17 protein-coding genes and 1 pseudogene are annotated in these 18400 nt (G+C 64.7%); 12 read left to right on the top strand and 6 right to left on the bottom strand.

The features are described 5' to 3' along the window. Nucleotides 1–130: 130 nt before the first annotated feature. Genes trbF through SJH88_RS15030 form a run of 4 tightly spaced genes read left to right on the top strand, consistent with a single transcriptional unit; the run spans nucleotide 131 to nucleotide 3346 of the window. Complete coding sequence (gene trbF / locus SJH88_RS15045) at nucleotides 131–835, top strand: conjugal transfer protein TrbF (RefSeq protein ID WP_008786883.1); 705 nt, start codon at nucleotides 131–133, stop codon at nucleotides 833–835. Then, complete coding sequence (gene trbG / locus SJH88_RS15040; protein ID WP_008786882.1) at nucleotides 832–1830, top strand: P-type conjugative transfer protein TrbG; 999 nt, start codon at nucleotides 832–834, stop codon at nucleotides 1828–1830. The genes trbF and trbG overlap by 4 nt, the downstream gene beginning before the upstream one ends. 2 nt (nucleotides 1831–1832) lie before the next feature. After that, entirely contained in the window at nucleotides 1833–3107 is a 1275-nt protein-coding gene (locus SJH88_RS15035) for a TraB/TrbI/VirB10 family type IV secretion system protein (protein ID WP_008786881.1), read from the top strand. Next, nucleotides 3104–3346, top strand: a complete 243-nt coding sequence (locus SJH88_RS15030) for a DUF2274 domain-containing protein (protein WP_008786880.1) — start codon at nucleotides 3104–3106, stop codon at nucleotides 3344–3346. Before SJH88_RS15035 ends, SJH88_RS15030 begins: the two co-directional genes overlap by 4 nt. 370 nt (nucleotides 3347–3716) lie before the next feature. Here the strand turns inward: SJH88_RS15030 and sstT are convergent, their stop codons facing one another. After that, nucleotides 3717–4931, bottom strand: a complete 1215-nt coding sequence (gene sstT, locus SJH88_RS15025) for a serine/threonine transporter SstT (protein ID WP_274754946.1) — start codon at nucleotides 4929–4931, stop codon at nucleotides 3717–3719. Between the two features lie 195 nt (nucleotides 4932–5126). Here sstT and rlmB point away from each other — a divergent pair, with 195 nt between their 5' ends. Further along, entirely contained in the window at nucleotides 5127–5876 is a 750-nt protein-coding gene (rlmB, locus tag SJH88_RS15020; protein ID WP_045266852.1) for a 23S rRNA (guanosine(2251)-2'-O)-methyltransferase RlmB, read from the top strand. 29 nt (nucleotides 5877–5905) lie between these two features. Next, on the top strand, nucleotides 5906–6682 hold the full coding sequence (locus SJH88_RS15015; RefSeq protein WP_154163863.1) for an SIR2 family NAD-dependent protein deacylase: 777 nt from the start codon (nucleotides 5906–5908) through the stop codon (nucleotides 6680–6682). On the opposite strand, the gene SJH88_RS15010 is transcribed toward SJH88_RS15015, so the two are convergent. From SJH88_RS15010 to SJH88_RS15000, 3 genes are all read right to left on the bottom strand, one after another. Beyond that, the gene (locus SJH88_RS15010; RefSeq protein ID WP_154163864.1) at nucleotides 6679–6978 is read right to left on the bottom strand and encodes a helix-turn-helix domain-containing protein; all 300 of its coding nucleotides are present in this window, start codon (nucleotides 6976–6978) and stop codon (nucleotides 6679–6681) included. The two genes, SJH88_RS15015 and SJH88_RS15010, sit on opposite strands and share 4 nt — an antisense overlap. A 41-nt stretch (nucleotides 6979–7019) precedes the next feature. Continuing rightward, nucleotides 7020–7253: a hypothetical protein gene (locus tag SJH88_RS15005; RefSeq protein WP_042416440.1), complete on the bottom strand. Its 234-nt coding sequence runs from the start codon at nucleotides 7251–7253 to the stop codon at nucleotides 7020–7022. A 129-nt stretch (nucleotides 7254–7382) separates the two neighbouring features. Continuing rightward, nucleotides 7383–7979 (bottom strand): IMPACT family protein, encoded by a 597-nt coding sequence (locus SJH88_RS15000; RefSeq protein WP_154163865.1) that lies wholly within the window; start codon nucleotides 7977–7979, stop codon nucleotides 7383–7385. A 146-nt stretch (nucleotides 7980–8125) separates the two neighbouring features. Between SJH88_RS15000 and SJH88_RS14995 the strand changes: the two genes are divergently transcribed. Beyond that, nucleotides 8126–8338, top strand: coding sequence for a hypothetical protein (locus SJH88_RS14995; protein WP_210931180.1), 213 nt, complete (start codon nucleotides 8126–8128; stop codon nucleotides 8336–8338). Nucleotides 8339–8392: 54 nt separating this feature from the next. On the opposite strand, the gene SJH88_RS14990 is transcribed toward SJH88_RS14995, so the two are convergent. Continuing rightward, nucleotides 8393–9445 (bottom strand): AI-2E family transporter, encoded by a 1053-nt coding sequence (locus SJH88_RS14990; RefSeq protein WP_274754947.1) that lies wholly within the window; start codon nucleotides 9443–9445, stop codon nucleotides 8393–8395. 335 nt (nucleotides 9446–9780) lie between these two features. Between SJH88_RS14990 and SJH88_RS14985 the strand changes: the two genes are divergently transcribed. The 3 genes from SJH88_RS14985 to lpdA all read left to right on the top strand — a co-directional run bounded on the left by SJH88_RS14985 (nucleotide 9781) and on the right by lpdA (nucleotide 15472). After that, nucleotides 9781–12660, top strand: coding sequence for a 2-oxoglutarate dehydrogenase E1 component (locus tag SJH88_RS14985; protein WP_043383450.1), 2880 nt, complete (start codon nucleotides 9781–9783; stop codon nucleotides 12658–12660). Between the two features lie 58 nt (nucleotides 12661–12718). Further along, nucleotides 12719–13951, top strand: coding sequence for a 2-oxoglutarate dehydrogenase complex dihydrolipoyllysine-residue succinyltransferase (odhB, locus tag SJH88_RS14980; RefSeq protein ID WP_042418532.1), 1233 nt, complete (start codon nucleotides 12719–12721; stop codon nucleotides 13949–13951). Between the two features lie 93 nt (nucleotides 13952–14044). Next, entirely contained in the window at nucleotides 14045–15472 is a 1428-nt protein-coding gene (gene lpdA / locus SJH88_RS14975) for a dihydrolipoyl dehydrogenase (RefSeq protein WP_274754945.1), read from the top strand. Nucleotides 15473–15685: 213 nt separating this feature from the next. Here lpdA and SJH88_RS14970 read toward each other — a convergent pair whose 3' ends face one another. Next, the gene (locus SJH88_RS14970) at nucleotides 15686–16519 is read right to left on the bottom strand and encodes a PA3715 family protein (protein WP_274754944.1); all 834 of its coding nucleotides are present in this window, start codon (nucleotides 16517–16519) and stop codon (nucleotides 15686–15688) included. 255 nt (nucleotides 16520–16774) lie between these two features. Here SJH88_RS14970 and zapE point away from each other — a divergent pair, with 255 nt between their 5' ends. Both zapE and SJH88_RS14960 read left to right on the top strand, forming a co-directional pair. Then, nucleotides 16775–17872, top strand: coding sequence for a cell division protein ZapE (gene zapE / locus SJH88_RS14965; protein WP_042418527.1), 1098 nt, complete (start codon nucleotides 16775–16777; stop codon nucleotides 17870–17872). Nucleotides 17873–17882: 10 nt separating this feature from the next. Next, nucleotides 17883–18400: pseudogene (locus SJH88_RS14960) on the top strand (hypothetical protein); the annotation flags it as partial.

The raw sequence follows: 18400 nt of genomic DNA, 5'->3' as shown, positions 1-18400 counted from the left end.
GCCAGCAGCTCACCCACGCCGCGACCAACCGCTGCCCACGCGCTGCGCGGATGGCGACGGCGGCGGCTCCGGGCAAGGCCCGAGCCTGCGCGGCTCCGACGACTGACGCGATTCACAAGGAGAACTGACCATGCGATTCAAGAAACCGCAGGTGCGCTACGCCGACACGCCGCAGCCTGCCACGCCGTACCAAACCGCCGGCCAGGTGTGGGACGACCGTATCGGCTCGGCCCGCGTCCAGGCCAAGAACTGGCGATTCATGGCCTTCGGCTGCCTCACGCTCGCGCTGCTGATGGCCGGCGGACTGGTGTGGCGCTCGGCGCAATCCATCGTGACGCCCTACGTCGTGGAGGTGGACAACGCGGGCCAGGTGCGCGCCGTGGGCGAAGCCGCCACGCCGTACCGGCCCAACGATGCGCAGACGGCGCACCACATCGCGCGCTTCGTGACGCTGGTGCGCTCGCTGTCCATCGACCCCATCGTCGTCCGCCAGAACTGGCTGGACGCCTACGACTACACGACCGACAAAGGCGCGGCCGTGCTCAACGACTACGCGCGGGTCAACGACCCGTTCGCGCGCATCGGAAAGGAGTCGGTGACGGTGCAGATCACCAGCGTCGTGCGTGCCAGCGACACGTCTTTCAACGTGCGCTGGACGGAACGCCGCTACGTCAACGGCGCTGCGGCGGGCCTGGAACGGTGGACGGCCGTGGTGTCCATCGTGCTCCAGCCGCCGCGCACCGAAGAACGCCTGCGCAAGAACCCGCTGGGCATCTACGTCAACGGCCTTTCCTGGAGCCGCGAGCTGGATTCTTCCGAAGGAGCAAAACCATGAACCTGTCTTTCCGCTTTTACGCTTTGCCGTTGATGCTTGTTGCCCTGGCGGGCTGCGCCACGCAAGGCAAGCCGCCGCCGACCATCTCGCTCGATGAGCCGGTGCCGGTGCAGGCCCAGCCGATGCCGGAGCCGCCCGCGCCCGTGGAGGTTGTGGCCGTGCCCGAGGTGCTGCCGATGCCGGCGCAGTTGATGCCGGCACCCGAGGCCGAGGACGCCAAGCCCACGCCCGAGCCGGCCGACGAGAAGGTGCGCGTTTCACGCGCCAATGCCGAGGCGCGTGTCGCGCCCACGCGCGAGGGCTACGTCAACGCGATTCAGGTGTGGCCCTTCACCGATGGCGCGCTGTATCAGGTCTATGCGGCCGTGGGCCGGGTGACGATGGTTGCCTTGCAGCCGGGCGAGGAGCTGGTGACGGTGGCCGCCGGCGATACCGTGCGCTGGATCGTGGGCGACACGTCCAGCGGCAGCGGTGCCGACTTGCGCGTCAACGTGCTGGTCAAGCCGATCCGCTCGGGCCTCAAGACCAATCTGGTCATCATCACCAGCCGGAGGACGTACCTGCTGGAACTGACTTCCACGGAAAAGACGTGGATGGCGTCGGTGTCCTGGGAGTACCCGCGCGACCGGATGCTGGCCTTGCAGCGCCAGGCGCAAGCGGCCAGCGCCGCCGCGCCGGTGGATAGCGGCCTGTCGCTGGAGAACCTGCGCTTTCGCTACGCGATCGGCGGCAGCAATCCGTCGTGGAAGCCGCTGCGCGCTTTCGACGACGGGCAGAAGGTCTATATCCAGTTCCCCGCCGGCATCGCGCAAGGCGAACTGCCGCCGCTGTTCGTGATCGGGCCGGAAGGCGACGGGCAACTGGTGAACTACCGCTTCCGTTCGCCGTACTACATCGTGGATCGCCTGTTTGGCGCGGCAGAGTTGCGCCTGGGCGGTGACAAGGGCGACGTGGTGCGGATCGAGCGCACGGATGGCGTGGCACGGAGGAACTGACCATGAGCCAGGACGATACCCCCGACCTCGCCACGCGGCAGGCAGGCAAGGTCGCGCCCGAGGCGGTGGCGCTTCGCGCCCAGCCGCGTGCCGTGACCCGGTTGAACCGGCGCACGCTGGCCGTCCTCGTCGGCGGCCTGTCGGTCGCCGTGCTCGGGGCCACGATCTGGTCATTGCAACCGCACCGGCGCGGCGCGGGCGAGCAGACCGAGCTTTACAACGTCGATCGCGTCTCGAAGTCCGAAGGGCTGGACGGCCTGCCGTCCGACTACTCGAAGCTGCCGCCGAAGGTGCCCGAGCTGGGGCCGCCACTGCCGGGCGATCTTGGCCCGGCCATCGTGAACTCGCAGCAGTCCGCCGTGGCCGCTTACGCGGCCCCCGGCCACGATCCCAACGACGCCTTGCGCAAGGAGGCGGAAGCCGCAGCGGCTTCGTCGGTGTTTTTCCGCTCGGGCGGCCAGGGCCAGGCCGCCGCCACGGCCACGGTGGCGCCGCCGGGTGTGCCTGGTGCTGCCAACACGCTCGCGGCCTTCGACCCGCTCGCGGCTGGGCCGGCCTCGGCGGCGCCCCAGCCTGCCGATCCGACAGCTGTGCAAAACCGGCAAGACCAGAAAGAGGCGTTCCTGAAAGGCGGCTCTATGGAAACCCGCAATTCCGGAAACCTGAAAATGCCGGCCTCGCCGTATCAGGTCATGGCCGGAACGGTGATTGCGGGCGCGCTGGTGACGGGCATCAAGTCGGACTTGCCAGGCGACGTGATCGCCACGGTGACGGAGCCGGTCTATGACTCGGCCACGGGCAAGTTCCTGTTGATCCCGCAGGGGTCGCGCATCCTGGGTAAATACAACAGCCAGGTCAGCTACGGGCAGAGCCGCGTGCAGGTGGTGTGGAACCGGGTCATCCTGCCCGATACGTCCTCGCTGACGCTCGACAACCTTGTCGGCACCGATCCAGCCGGCTACGCCGGCCTGGAAGACGACGTGGACTGGCATTGGAATCGCATCGTCGCGGGCGCCGTGCTGACGACGCTGCTGGGCGTAGGCGCCGAGTTGGCCGCGCCAGAGAACCGCCAGGACGGCAACCGCATCGTCATCGCGGGGCGCGACAGCGCCCAGGACAGCATCAATCAGGTGGGTCAGGAGATCACCCGGCGCAACATGGACATCCAGCCGACGCTGACCATTAGGCCGGGCCTGCCGGTTCGCGTCATCGTGAACCGGGATCTGGTGCTGCGGCCGTGCCAGCCGCTGTTCTTCAACCGGGGAGCTTCCCAATGAACACGAAGAAACTGCGGCTAGGGCCGCTGCCCAAGACCGAGAGCGTCAAGCTGACCTTTGCCTGCCCGGCCAGCTTGAAAGCCGACCTCGACCGCTACGCCGCGCTGCACGCGCAGGCGTATGGCGAGGCCGTCGATGCCGAGAAGTTGATCCCGCACATGCTGGAGGCGTTCATGGCGGGGGATCGGGGATTCAGGAAGGGCACCACGACGCGGAGCGTGCCGTCCAAGCCGACGTGATGGCCCTCGAAGCCTGCCCAGCAACATCCATCGAACGCGCAGCCCAAGGCTGCGCGTTCTTCATTCTGGATGCCGCCAAGAGCCGCCTGGGCTATGATGACAAGACAAGCCCGCCGTCCCTCGGCAATCCAGCACGACACAGTGCGATGTGGCTTTCTCTCCCAACGCTCCTATGTGGCTCCTAGCCCACGAAGCCACACCGCGCCAAAGTGGCCGAGAAAAGAGCTAACCTACTGTCCCATATACGGTTTCAAGTCCTGCGTGATTTGCACAAAGGACTTGACACCAGAACTTTTTTGTGGGCGCAGGCATGGGATGCCCATGAAAAAGGCCCTGCGCAGGGCCTTGGTCGACGGGAGTGCGGCAGGCGTCAGCCCTGGCGCTGCTCCTTGGCCATGCAGGCCGCGGCGGTGAACAGCACGTCGGTCGACGAGTTCAACGCTGTTTCGGCGGAATCCTGCAGCACGCCAATGATGAAGCCGATGGCCACGACCTGCATGGCCACATCGTTGGAGATGCCGAACAGCGAGCAGGCCAGGGGGATCAGCAGCAGAGATCCACCGGCCACGCCCGAGGCGCCGCAGGCGCAGACCGAGGCCACCACGCACAGCAGTATGGCCGTGGGCATGTCCACCGCGATGCCCAAGGTGTGGGCGGCCGCCAGCGACAGCACGCTGATGGTGATGGCCGCGCCGGCCATGTTGATGGTGGCCCCCAGGGGGATGGACACGGTGTAGGTGTTCTCATCCAGGTTCAGCCGCTTGGCGATGGCCAGGTTCACGGGGATATTGGCAGCCGAGCTGCGGGTGAAGAAGGCGGTGACGCCGCTTTCACGCAGGCACATCCACACCAGCGGGTAGGGGTTGCGGCGGATCTGCCACCACACGATCAGGGGATTGACGATCAGCGCCACAAACAGCATGGAGCCCAGCAGCACCGCCAGCAGGTGCACATAACCAGCCAGCACCTGGGTGCCGGTGGTGGCCACGGTGGAGGCCACCAGGCCGAAAATGCCCAGCGGCGCCAGGCGGATCACGGCCTGGATGATCAGGGTGATGCCGCTGGACAGGTCGGCCATGGCCTGGCGGGTGCTGTCCGCGCCCTTGCGCAGGGCGATGCCGATGGCAATGGCCCACACCAGGATGCCGATGTAGTTGGCATTCAGCAGGGCGTTGACCGGGTTGGCCACGGCGCTCTTGAGCAACTGGACCAACACCTCACCGATGCCGCCCGGGGCGGCCATGCCCGAGGCCGCATCCTGCAGCACCAGCGTGGAGGGAAACAGCATGCTGGCCGTCACGCCGACGATGGCGGCGGTCAGGGTGCCGACCAGGTACAGGCCCAGGATGGGGCGCAGGTGCCCGGTCTGGCCGGGGCTTTGGTTGCTGATGGCGGCAATCACCAGCACGAACACCAGGATGGGCGCCACGGCCTTGAGGGCCGAAATGAACAGGGTGCCCAAGAGCTCGACGCGCAGGGCGGCGTCCGGCCAGATCAGGGCCAACGCAATCCCCAGCACCAGGCCGATGACGATTTGCGTGACGATGCTGGTCTGCTTGGACCAGCGCAGCAGGGGGTGGAACATGATGAAAAAGCGTGCACCGAAGTCGGGAAAGTGCGCAAGTGTAGGGAGTTCGTGGATCCCTTGTCGGGTGCATGAATTCATAACTTGGCGCTATGAAGTGCCAAGGCCATACACCGGCATGAATCGAAGCCCGCTCTACAGGTATCTGTGTGCGGCCCTTGGCGCGGGGCTGCGAAGCGGGATAATCGCTGCCCTATGTCGTCCCCCAAAGTGCTTTTCGGCTTTCATGCCGTCGGCGTGCGTCTGAAGACCGCGCCCCAATCCATCATTGAGATTTATTACGAAGGCACGCGCCGCGATGCGCGCATGCGCCAGTTCTTGGAAAAAGCCAAGGAAGCCGGTGCGCGCCTGATCGAAGCCGATGCCATGCGCATCGCCAAGTTGGCCGGCAGCCACGGCCACCAGGGCGTGGCCGCGCGCGTGGACGAGGTCAAGGACACCCGCACGCTCGAAGAGCTGCTGGACGACCTGGAAGAAAGCGGGGTGCAGAACCCCTTGCTGCTGGTGCTGGATGGTGTGACCGATCCGCACAATCTGGGCGCCTGCCTGCGCGTGGCTGACGGTGCGGGCGTGCACGCCGTGATCGCGCCCAAGGACCATGCCTCGGGCATCAACGCCACGGTGGCCAAGGTGGCCAGCGGCGCGGCCGAGACCGTGCCGTACTTCATGGTGACCAACCTGGCGCGCACGCTCAAGGAACTCAAGGAGCGCAACATCTGGATCATCGGCACCAGCGGTGATGCCGACAAGCACCTGTACCAGGTGGACCTCAAGGGCCCCGTGGCCCTGGTGCTGGGCGCCGAGGGCGACGGCATGCGCCAGCTGACCCGCAAGACCTGCGACGAGCTGATCAGCATTCCCATGCAAGGTGCCGTGGAAAGCCTGAACGTGTCCGTGGCTAGTGGCGTGTGCCTGTACGAGGCCGTGCGCCAGCGCCAGGCATAAGCACAAAAAGATAGCTGTCAGCGCTTGCCATGCCTGCGCTAGAGCCAGAAAACACTGAAATTCTGCGGCAAGTGCGCGCCTGGCTGCAGCAGGCCCGGCAAGTGACGGTGCTGACCGGCGCGGGCGTCAGTGCCGAGTCGGGGGTGCCCACGTTCCGCGACGTGCAAACCGGCATCTGGGCGCAGTTCGATCCGCAGGAGATGGCGTCGGAGCCAGGTTTTCGGGCCCACCCGCAGCGCGTTTGGCAGTGGTACGCCCACCGGCGTGCCCTGGTGTCCACAGTGCAGCCGAATGCCGCGCACCAGGCGCTGGCGCAGTTTGCCCATCACCACCCGGGCAAGCTGCAACTGGTGACGCAGAACGTGGACGGCCTGCACCAGCGGGCGGGCAGCCCCGGTGTGATCTGCCTGCACGGGGATTTGCTGGCCCACCAATGGCTGGACGCGGTGTGCCCGCAGTGCGATCTAGAGGCTGCCGTGCAGCGTGGGGGCGAGCCGCCATCTTGTCCCACCTGCGGTAACACGGTGCGCCCCGGCGTGGTCTGGTTTGGCGAGCACCTGCCAGCGGCGGCCCTGGCGCAGGCGGAAGCCGCGGTGCAAACCTGCGACCTGATGCTGGTGGTGGGCACCTCGGGCGTGGTCTACCCGGCAGCGGGGCTGGTCTTTCAAGCCCACCAGCAGGGTGCACGTGTGGTGGTGGTCAACCCCGATGCGACCGAGCTGGACAGGCTGGCCGATGCCTGTGTGCGCGCCACGGCGGCCCAGGCATTGCCGCAACTGCTGCGGCTGGATGAGGGGGGTGTTTAAGGGTGGGTCTTGCCGTGCGCGGTTTGCGCGGCCAACCATTCGTGGAAGCTGCCATGCAGGTGCCGGGGGATGGTCACCATCTCCTGCTCCAGCACGCGAGCCATTTCCTGCAGGGTGGACAGCCGTGGATCCAGTCCGTTGCTTTCCAGCCGTTGCACCGTCATGCGCGACAGCCCGGCATGCTGGGCCAGTTCGGCCTGGGTCATATGACGGGCCTTGCGGATAGCGGTCAAGGCGGTGACCAGGGGGTAAGCGGGTTTGTGGTGGTCTTCGCCGGTGGCTGGGGTGGTGCTCATGCCACGACTGTAATCCGGTTTGGAGGCCGCGGTCGGCGGCCTCAGGCAAATACGTTGAGGCGTGTGCCCAGGTTGCCGTAGCGCGCCAGCTCGGGTTGGGCGTGCGCCATCGGTGTGGCTGCAGCGCTGCCCGGCGTGGCGGGATGGTCGCGTTGCGGTTGCTGCTGCTGGTTGGGGGAACGGCGCAGCTCCTGCAGCGTCAGGCTGTCGGTGACGCGGTTCTGCGCCCAAGCGTTGGTGGCGTTGCGAAGGGCGGTGGCGTAGCGTAAATCCATGGTCAGGCAGGGTCCGGTAGGAATGCCTGAACTCTAAAAGTGGAGCCCACCTTGCGGTCGATCAATAAAAAACCGATTGCCCGCTTTGTTTGGCCGATACGCGCAGGCTGGCGGGGCTGGGCCTTGGAATCAATCGGGCCAGTAGGGCAGCCAAGCAATCCGTCCCTGGCCGCCGTCGTTGAGGTGCTGGACCAGGGCTGCGCTGTGCGGCTGGGGCATGCTCCACTGCATGTCCACGCGGCTGTGGTGGCGGATGTTCTGCAACTGGGCGCCGGCCTGCTCCAGTTCGCGGCGCAGCCAGCCTTCTAGGGCATAGGGCAGGCTGCACTGCAGCGTCACCATGCGCTGCAAGGTGATCTTTTCGGCCTGCAGCAAGGCCTGGGCCACGCTGTCGGTGTAGGCGCGCACCAAGCCTCCGGCGCCCAGCTTGACACCGCCAAAATAGCGCACCACGGTGGCCAGCACGCCTTCCAGGTCGTGGTGGCGCAGGACTTCCAGCATTGGGCGGCCCGCCGTGCCACTGGGCTCGCCATCATCGACCGCAGCCGACTGGCCGCCCGCCAGCAAGGCCCAGCAAACGTGGGCGGCGCCAGGGTGGGTCTGGCGCAGGGCATCGACCACCGCCTGGGCGCTGGCGCGATCGTGCATGGGTTGCACGCAACCGATGAAGCGGCTTTTTTTGATGAGCAGTTCGCTGTGGGCTGGGCGGGCAATCGTTTGCGGCATAGGGCGGCAAGCTTAAAGGAATCCGAGGGCCGCGCTGGCGACTGGGTGAGGGTTATACCTAGGCCCCAGTGACAGTCCTTGTGAACCTTGTCCTACGGCGGCGGTTGTTCAGGCTTCTTACAGTCGAGTTCAAGGAGCGTGCCGCCATGTCCACACCACCTGCCACCCACAGCCTGTTGTCCGGTCACACCTTTGGCCGCCACCATACGCAGCACCAGCCACTGTCTGCGCCCTTGCAGCAGGGGCAAGCCTCCAATGTGGCGAAGATGGGTGGCGATGCACCGCAGGCAGTGCAAGCCCAGGCTGGCCCCACGCCATGTGACCTGGACCATCTGGTGCGCAGCATCGGGGAGTGGTGAGCGTGAGATTTCTGCAAAAAAGCCGCCAATGAGGGCGGCTTTTTGATGGGGGGCTTACTCGTCCGGTTGTTGCGGGCTGAAGATTTCCCAGCAGGCGATGAACAGGGCGGCGATGGCTGGGCCGATCACGAAGCCGGTGAGCCCGAAAATCGACATGCCCCCCAAGGTGGTGATCAGCACGATGTAGTCAGGCAGCTTGGTGTCCTTGCCAACGAGTATGGGGCGCAGAATGTTGTCCACCAGCCCGATCACCACCACGCCATAGGTGGCCAGCACCAGGCCCTGGGTGACGCTGCCGGTGGCCATGAAGTAGATGGAGACCGGCCCCCAGATCAGGCTGGCGCCCACTGCGGGCAGCAGCGACAGAAAGGCCATCAGCACCCCCCAGAGCACAGCGCCCTGGATGTCCAGAATCCAGAAGATCAGGCCGCCCAGTGCCCCCTGGGCGCAGGCAACCACCAGGTTGCCCTTGACGGTGGCGCGGATGACGGTGGCGAACTTGTCGGCCAGTGCCTGCTTGTGCTCGCGTTCCATCGGGATGGCGTTGCGCACGCGCTGTGCGAGGCGGGTGCCGTCGCGCAGCAGAAAGAACAGCAGGTACAGCATGATGCCGAAGCTCACCACAAAGCCCAGCGTGTTCTGGCCCAGTTCCACGGCCTTGCCCGCGATCAGCTTGCCGGCTTCGGCGGCCACGCTGGAGAGCTTGCTCTGGATTTCCTGGGTCGACGCCAGGTTGATGCGTTGCAGCAAATCTTTCATCCACGCGGGCATGGCGGCACTGATCTGCTGGAAGTAGGTGCCGAAGTCCAGCTGCCCCGTCGACATGCGGTTGTAGATGATCACGGTTTCGCTGACCACGGAGGTGGCGATCAGCACCAGCGGCAGTATGACTCCCAGCAGACAGAGCGCCAAAGTGACCAGGGTGGCTAGGTTGGGTTTGCTGGGCATGCGCTGCGAAAGGCGCTTGTTCAGTGGGTGGAACAGGATGGCCAGCGCCAGGGCCCAGAAGATGGCGCCAATAAAGGGCCACAGAATCACGCCGAATCCCGCGCTGACTGCAATCAAGAGAAGCAAGAAGGTGCGGTTGGTGGTCTTTTCAGAGGGCATGGCCAGATGGATGGGGATGAGGGGCTCGGCTGGTGCGATGTTCAAGCACAGACTGTACGCGACTTGCTTATTGCCGAAACTATGCTGCAAGCGGTTTTACATAAGGAATATGTTTTGAGGAGGATTTCAGGCACGTGTTTGTTGCAATGCACGATGAAATTCCTCAACTCTTACATAAGACCTTCACAAACGAATTGTGCTTTCGGTGGCACAATGGCGCAGCAACAACAGGCCCTTCCTTTGCCACAGTCGCATCCGCCAATCGGTACAGCCGTGTCGCGGGAGGTTTACCAACCAGCTAAAGCTTTCTCCAGGAAAGCGAAGGTCAGCGGAATATGAGCGATCAGCCCACTGTCTACCAAGCCTACCAAGGCAACACCTATCTCTTCGGCGGCAATGCCCCTTACGTCGAAGAAATGTATGAGAACTATCTGGCCAACCCTGGCAGCGTTCCCGATTCTTGGCGCGAATACTTCGACGCCCTGCAGCACGTTCCTGCAGTCGATGGATCCAACGCAAAAGACATTCCCCACCAGCCCGTCATCAATGCTTTCGCTGAGCGCGCCAAGCAAGGCGGCACCAAGGTGGTCGTGGCTTCCGGTGCCGACTCCGAACTCGGGCGCAAGCGCACCGCGGTACAACAGCTGATTGCGGCCTATCGCAACGTCGGCCAACGCTGGGCCGATCTGGACCCCCTCAAGCGCACCGAGCGCCCTGAAATTCCTGAACTCGATCCTGCGTTCTACGGCTTCACCGATGCCGACCAGGAAACCGTGTTCAACGTGGGCAACACCTTCTTCGGCAAGGAAACCATGTCCTTGCGCGAGTTGCTCAACGCATTGCGCGAGACCTACTGCGGCACCATCGGTGTCGAGTACATGTACACCACCGACCAGGTGCAAAAGCGCTGGTGGCAGCAACGCTTGGAGTCAATCCGCTCCAAGCCTGCTTTCAATGCCGACCAGAAAAAGCGCATCCTGGACCGCCTGACTGCGGCCGAAGGCCTGGAACGCTACCTGCACACCAAGTATGTGGGCCAGAAGCGCTTCTCGCTGGAAGGCGGGGAGTCTTTCATCGTGGCGATGGACGAGCTGATCAATGCGGCCGGTGCCAAGGGTGTCCAGGAAGTGGTCATCGGCATGGCCCACCGTGGCCGTCTGAACGTGCTGGTCAACACCCTGGGCAAGATGCCCAAGGACCTGTTCGCCGAATTCGAGCACACTGCGCCCGAAGATCTGCCCGCAGGTGACGTGAAGTACCACCAGGGCTTCAGCTCCGACGTGTCGACCATCGGCGGCCCCGTGCATCTGTCGCTGGCGTTCAACCCTTCCCACCTGGAAATCGTGAACCCTGTGGTCGAAGGTTCGGTGCGTTCGCGCATGGACCGTCGCAACGACCCCGAAGGCAAGCAGGTGATGCCTGTGCTGGTGCACGGCGATGCCGCTTTCGCCGGCCAAGGTGTGAACCAGGAAACCCTGGCACTGATGCAGACCCGTGGTTATTCCACCGGCGGCACCGTGCACCTGATCATCAACAACCAGATCGGTTTCACCACCTCTGACCCCCGCGACAAGGGTTCGACCACCTACTGCACCGACATCGTGAAGATGGTCGAGTCGCCCGTGCTGCACGTGAACGGTGATGATCCCGAAGCCGTGGCACTGAGCATGCAACTGGCCCTGGACTACCGCATGGAGTTCCAGCAGGACGTGGTGGTGGACATCGTCTGCTTCCGCAAGCTGGGCCACAACGAGCAAGATACGCCTGCGCTGACCCAGCCTCTGATGTACAAGAAGATCGCGGCCCACCCTGGCACGCGCAAGCTGTATGCTGACAAGCTGGCAGCCCAAGGCCTGGGCGAGACCTTGGGTGACGACATGGCCAAGGCCTACCGCGCTGCCATGGACGAAGGCCGTCACACCCAGGAAGTGGTGCTGACCAACTTCAAGAGCCAGTACGCGGTCGACTGGAGCCCCTTCCTCGGCAAGAAGTGGACCGATGCCGGCGATACCGCGATTCCTCTGGCCGAATGGAAGCGTTTGGCCGAGAAGATCACCACGCTGCCCGAGACCGTCAACCCCCACTCCCTGGTGAAGAAGGTGGTGGACGACCGCGCCGCCATGGGCCGCGGCGAAGTCAACGTGGACTGGGGCATGGGTGAGCACATGGCCTTCGCATCGCTGGTGGCCTCGGGCTACCCCGTGCGTCTGTCTGGTGAAGACTGCGGCCGTGGCACCTTCACCCACCGCCACGCCGTGATCCACGATCAAAAGCGTGAAAAGTGGAACGAAGGCACCTACATCCCGCTGCAGAACGTGGCCGAGAACCAGGCGCCCTTCGTCGTCATCGACTCCATCCTGTCCGAAGAGGCAGTGCTGGGCTTTGAATACGGCTACGCCTCCAACGATCCCAACACCCTGGTGATCTGGGAAGCCCAGTTCGGCGACTTCGCCAATGGCGCCCAGGTGGTGATCGACCAGTTCATCGCCTCCGGTGAAGTGAAGTGGGGCCGTGTCAACGGTCTGACCATGATGCTGCCCCACGGCTACGAAGGCCAGGGCCCCGAGCACAGCTCGGCGCGTCTGGAGCGCTTCCTGCAACTGGCGGCCGACACCAACATGCAGATCGTGCAGCCCACCACGGCCAGCCAGATCTTCCACGTGCTGCGTCGCCAGATGGTGCGCAACCTGCGCAAGCCTTTGGTGATCATGACGCCCAAGTCGCTGCTGCGTAACAAGGATGCGACATCGCCGCTGACCGAGTTCACCTCCGGTGGGTTCCAGACCGTGATCCCAGAGCGCGATGCCGCCGTCGTTGCCAAGGCCGACAAGGTCAAGCGCATCATCGCTTGCTCCGGCAAGGTCTACTACGATCTGGTGAAGAAGCGTGCCGAGAAGGAAGTGGACGATGTCGCCATCATCCGCGTGGAACAGCTGTACCCCTTCCCGCACAAGGCCTTCGAGGCCGAAGTCAAGAAGTACGCCAATGCCAAGGAACTGGTGTGGTGCCAGGACGAGCCACAAAACCAAGGCGCGTGGTTCTTTATCCAGCACAACATCTACGAGAACATGCAAGAAGGCCAGAAGCTGGGTTACGCCGGTCGTGCAGCCTCTGCATCGCCAGCTGTGGGTTATGCCCACTTGCACGCTGAGCAGCAAAAGAACCTGGTGGAAGCCGCGTTCGCCAAGCTCAAAGGCTTTGTCCTGACCAAGTAATCCAGGCACAACCCCTGCTTAGGCAGGGGCGTCCCCCACTTTTTGGAAAGAATTCAAAATGGCAATCGTAGAAGTTAAAGTCCCCCAGTTGTCCGAGTCCATCGCCGAAGCGACCATGCTGACTTGGAAGAAGAAGCCCGGCGAAGCTGTCGCCGTGGACGAAATCCTGATCGAAATCGAAACCGACAAGGTCGTGCTGGAAGTGCCCGCGCCCGCCGCTGGTGTGCTGACCGAAATCGTGCAAGGTGACGGAGCCACCGTGACTGCCGATCAACTGATCGCCAAGATCGACACCGAAGCCGTGGCCGGCGCTGCCGCACCTGCGGCTGCAGCCCCTGCCGCCGCCGCTGCACCGGTTGCTGCGCCTGCCGCTGCCGCCAACAAGGGCGATGTGGCCATGCCTGCCGCTGCCAAGCTGCTGGCCGAGAACAACCTGTCCGCCGCCAATGTGGCTGGCACAGGCAAGGACGGCCGTGTGACCAAGGGTGATGCCCTGTCCGCCATCAAGGCGGGTGCCAGCATCCCCACGGGCGCTCCCAAGGCTGCCTTGCCCCAGGTGGCAGCACCTGCCGTCAAGGAAGACCTGTCGGGTCGCCCCGAGCAGCGCGTGCCCATGACACGTCTGCGTGCCCGCGTGGCCGAGCGTCTGCTGCAGTCGCAATCCACCAACGCCATCCTGACGACGTTCAACGAAATCAACATGGCGCCCGTGATGGCGCTGCGCAAGAAGTTCCAGGACGACTTCACCAAGGAACACGGTGTGAAGCTGGGCTTCATGTCCTTCTTCGTGAAGGCGGCCGTGCATGCCCTGAAGAAGTACCCCGTGCTGAACGCTTCGGTGGACGGTAACGACATCGTCTACCACGGCTACTTCGACATCGGTATCGCCGTGGGGTCGCCCCGTGGCCTGGTGGTGCCCATCCTGCGCAACGCCGACCAGATGAGCTTTGCCGACATCGAAAAGAAGATCGCTGAATTCGGCAAGAAGGCCGCCGACGGCAAGCTGGGCATCGAAGAGATGACCGGTGGCACCTTCTCGATCTCCAACGGCGGTACCTTCGGCTCGATGATGTCCACCCCCATCATCAACCCCCCACAGTCCGCCATCCTGGGCGTGCACGCCACCAAGGACCGCGCCGTGGTCGAAAACGGCCAGGTCGTGGTGCGCCCCATGAACTACTTCGCCATGTCGTATGACCACCGCATCATCGACGGCCGCGAAGCCGTGCTGGGCCTGGTGGCCATGAAGGACGCGCTGGAAGATCCTTCCCGCCTGCTGTTCGACCTGTAATTCCCACAGGGTTCGAACCTCGACGAAAACCCACCCTCGGCCACGCCCTGCGGTGGGTTTTTTCAAGCACCTGACACACAGAGATTTTGAGTTATGAGCAAGCAATTTGACGTTATCGTGATCGGCGCCGGCCCCGGCGGCTACATCGCCGCCATCCGCGCGGCCCAGCTGGGCAAGAACGTGGCCTGTATCGACGCCTGGTCGACCACTGCGGGCACGCCAGCACCCGGCGGCACCTGCACCAACGTGGGTTGCATTCCCTCCAAGGCGCTGCTGCAGTCGTCCGAGCACTTTGAACACGCCAAGCTGCACTTTGCCGACCACGGCATCAGCACGGGCGAAGTGGCCATGGACGTCAGCAAGATGATCGCCCGCAAGGACGCCATCGTGAAGCAGAACAACGACGGCATCCTGTACCTGTTCAAGAAGAACAAGGTCACCTTCTTCCACGGTACGGCTTCGTTCGTGAAGGCTTTGGACGGCGGCTATGAGATCAAGGTGGCCGGCAAGGCCGAAGAAACCCTGGTCGGCGCACAGATCGTGGTGGCCACCGGCTCGAACGCCCGTGCCTTGCCCGGCCTGCCTTTCGACGAAGACAAGGTGCTGTCCAACGACGGCGCGCTGCGCGTGGGCGCCACGCCCAAGAAGCTGGCGCTGATCGGTGCGGGCGTGATCGGCCTGGAAATGGGCTCCGTGTGGCGCCGCCTGGGTGCCGAAGTGACCGTGCTGGAAGGCGCGCCTGCCTTCCTGTCGGCGGTCGACGAGCAGATCGCCAAGGAAGCCAAGAAGTCCTTCGACAAGCAAGGCCTGAAGATCGAGCTGGGCGTGAAGATCGGCAACGTCGACACCTCCGGTGCCGGCGTGAAGCTGGAGTACACCAACGCCAAGGGCGAAGCCCAGGTGCTGGAAGCCGACAAACTGGTGGTGTCGATCGGCCGTGTGCCCAACACCAACGGTCTGAATGCCGAGGCCGTGGGCCTGCAGCTGGACGAGCGCGGTGCCATCGTGGTCGACGGCGACTGCAAGACCAACCTACCCGGCGTGTGGGCGGTGGGTGACGTGGTGCGCGGCCCCATGCTGGCGCACAAGGCCGAGGAAGAGGGCGTGGCCGTGGCAGAGCGCATTGCCGGCCAGCACGGTCACGTGAACTTCGCCACCATCCCTTGGGTGATCTACACCAGCCCTGAAATCGCCTGGGTGGGTCGTACCGAGCAGCAACTGAAGGCCGACGGCGTGAAGTACAAGGCCGGCTCCTTCCCGTTCCTGGCCAATGGCCGTGCGCGCGCCCTGGGTGACACCACCGGCATGGTGAAGTTCCTGGCCGATGCCGAGACCGACGAAATCCTGGGCGTGCACATGGTGGGCCCCATGGTGTCCGAGCTGATCTCCGAAGCCGTGGTGGCCATGGAGTTCAAGGCCTCGAGCGAAGACATCGCCCGCATCTGCCACGCCCACCCCTCGCTGTCGGAAGCGACCAAGGAAGCTGCCCTGGCCGTGGACAAGCGTACGCTGAACTTCTAAACCAAGTTTCAAGCCGTAAATAGCTGCCAGCGCCCGTGGATAGGGCGCTGGCAGCTATTTTTTTGGGGGGATGCTGAGTGATCCAGGGCCAGGGCCAGGGCCAGGGCCAGGGGCAAAAGGCATTCCGACAATAGGAGGCATGCAGGTCCTGCGGATGCATCCGGCGGCCGTGCAGACCGCAGGCTGGCGTCTGCAGCGTGCGCAGGGCAGGTCTCAGGGGCGGCGCAGGCTGGCTGGGTACCAGAAGTCGCGGAACATGTCGCTGCCATACGACTGGCCGTCATAGCGCAGCACGGTGCGCACCCGGCGCTGGCGGGTCTGCCCGGCCGCGCCGTCGCGCACTTCGTGCTGCGTAACGTGCGCGGTCAGGGACAGGTCGGCGAAGCCATGGCGGCTGGTCTTTTCCACGGCCAGGGTGATTCGGGCCTCTTCGCTGCGCTGCAGGCTCTCTTGCAGCATGCATGGCGTGCCCACGATGCTGATCCAGCCCCGCAGGTTGGTGCCCAGCACGGGGCGCAGTTGTGGGCCTTCGCGCACCCACAGCGTCAGCTCGGAGCCGGCATTCGCGTCGCCGCAGCGTGAGCCCAGGGCGTGGCTGTGGAACACCGTGCCGAAGGCGCGCACGCTGGGGCTGAGCCTGTAGCGCGCCGTGTCGATGTGGTAGCGGCCCACGGCGGTGGTGGCGTCCTCTTCGATCTGCGCGCGGTGGGCGGCGACCACCGTGTCGTGCTCGACCAGGGCCACCACCTGCAGCTTGCTGCCGTCGCCCTGGGTGGGGCCTTCCTGCAGGGTGTCGAAGGCGATGGCCGCGATGGTGGTCTCCGGTGCATCGGGCAGGGGCTTGCAGGCCGCTGCCGCGATCAGGCCACCTGGCGTCTCCCAGGGCACCAGTGGGCCGCTGACGCCGGCCCAGCGTGCCACGGCGGCGATGGTGCTGGGGGCGCAGGCCTGTTCGTCGTCTGCCCAAGCGGAAGGGCTGGCAGCGGCCGCGGCCAGCAGGACCGCGATCGACAGGGTGGGGTGGCGCAGGAGATGGGGGAGGTGCATGGAAGGCGGGAGAGGGGGCGCTGCAGCGACCGCCGTGCTGGCACGCAAGCGCCTGTGCAGGCAGCTAGAATGCAGGTTTGTCGTTGGCTCGACATGATACCCACAAGCCCCTGCGGATCTGCTGTCCGCGCGCCTGCTGCGACGCCGTGCACCGATGGACCTGTGTCGCGTGCCCCCATCCTCGCCTCCTTCCCCCTGAGACTTGGCTGAACGCGAGTGCATGCTTGAGCCATGGACCCGTGTTGGAGGTAGAAGGTGAATGTGAGACAAGCGTACGAGGCCGAGCTGGCTGCCAAGGGCTTTACCGCCGATCCTGCGCAGCTGCGCGCCGTGGATGCGTTGCAGCGCTGCGCCGATGACTGGGCGGCTTACAAATCCAAGCGCTCGAATGCGATCAAGAAGCTGTTCCAGAAGCCGGAAATTCCGCGGGGCGTCTATATGTACGGCGGGGTCGGTCGGGGCAAGAGCTTCCTGATGGACTGCTTTTTCAATGCCGTACCGATCAAGCGCAAGGTGCGCCTGCACTTCCACGAATTCATGCGCGAAGTGCACCGCGAGCTGCACCTGTTGCAAGGCACGCAGAACCCGCTGGATGCGCTGGGTGCCAAGATCGCCAAGCGCTACAAGCTGATCTGCTTTGACGAATTCCACGTGGCCGACATCACCGACGCCATGATCCTGCACCGCCTGCTGGTGTCGCTGTTCGACAATGGCGTGGGCTTTGTCACCACCTCCAATTTCACGCCCGACGGCCTGTACCCCGACGGGCTGCACCGTGACCGTATCCTGCCGGCGATCGACCTGCTCAACGCCCGCATGGACGTGGTCAATGTGGACAACGGCACGGACTACCGCCGCCGCACGCTGGAGATGGTCCAGCTCTACCACTGCCCGCTGGGGCCGCAGGCGGACGCCTCGATGAAGGATGCGTTCGAGAAGCTGGCCGATGTGCCCGACGAGAAACCGGTTTTCAAGATCGAGTCGCGCGAACTCAAGCCCCTGCGCCGCGCCGGTGGCGTGATCTGGTTCGACTTCCGCGAGCTGTGCGACAACCCGCGCTCGCAGAACGATTACCTGGAAATCGCCTCGCAGTTCCATACCGTACTGCTGTCCAACGTGCCCTACATGCCGGTCAACATGGCCTCGCCGGCGCGCCGCTTCACCTGGCTGGTGGACGTGCTCTACGACCGGCGCGTCAAGCTGATCATGTCGGCCGCCGTGCCGCCCGAGCAGCTGTACACCGAAGGCCCGTTGGCCCACGAGTTTCCGCGTACAGTGTCACGCTTGAACGAAATGCAATCCCAGGAGTTCCTGGCGCTGGAGCGCCGGGTGGTGGACACCGGGCTGACCTGATTTGAGAGCTATGACATCTGCTTGCTTGTTGACGCGTACGGGCTGCTGGCTGACCCTGGGCTGGCTGGCGTTTTCGGTCCAGGCCCAGCCTGTGCCCGCGGCAGAGGCCGCACCGTCCCCCCAGGAGCTGCAACAGCGCGCACAGCAGCGTGCGCAGGAGCGCCAGGACATCCTGCACACGCGGTCCCAGATCGACGCCCGCAGGGTGGAGGGCGAGAAAGCCTGCTGGCAGCGCTTTGCGGTGGACAACTGCCTGCGCGAGGTCCGCGCCCAGGCGCGCGAGCAGGACACCGCGCTGCGCGAGCGCGAGCTGCGCATCAACAGCGAGGAGCGCCAGGAAAAGGCCAGCGAGCGCCTGCGGGCCATCGAGCAAAAGCAGCGCGAAAAGCACGCACCGGCGCCCATGACCTCCAGCACCAAGCAGGGCGCCCAGCCGGCGGTCAAGACGCCGGCGGAGCTGGCCCGCGAGCAGCAGGAGCGCCAGACTGCGGCCCAGCAGCGGGCTGCCGCCCAGGTGCAGCGCGAGGC

The sequence above is a fragment of the Comamonas sp. GCA5 genome (genome assembly GCF_036541385.1).
Classification (GTDB): Bacteria; Pseudomonadota; Gammaproteobacteria; order Burkholderiales; family Burkholderiaceae_C; genus Comamonas; species Comamonas aquatica.
The sequence above is the reverse complement of the archived record's forward strand: the minus strand, read 5'-3'. Positions and strand labels throughout refer to the sequence as shown.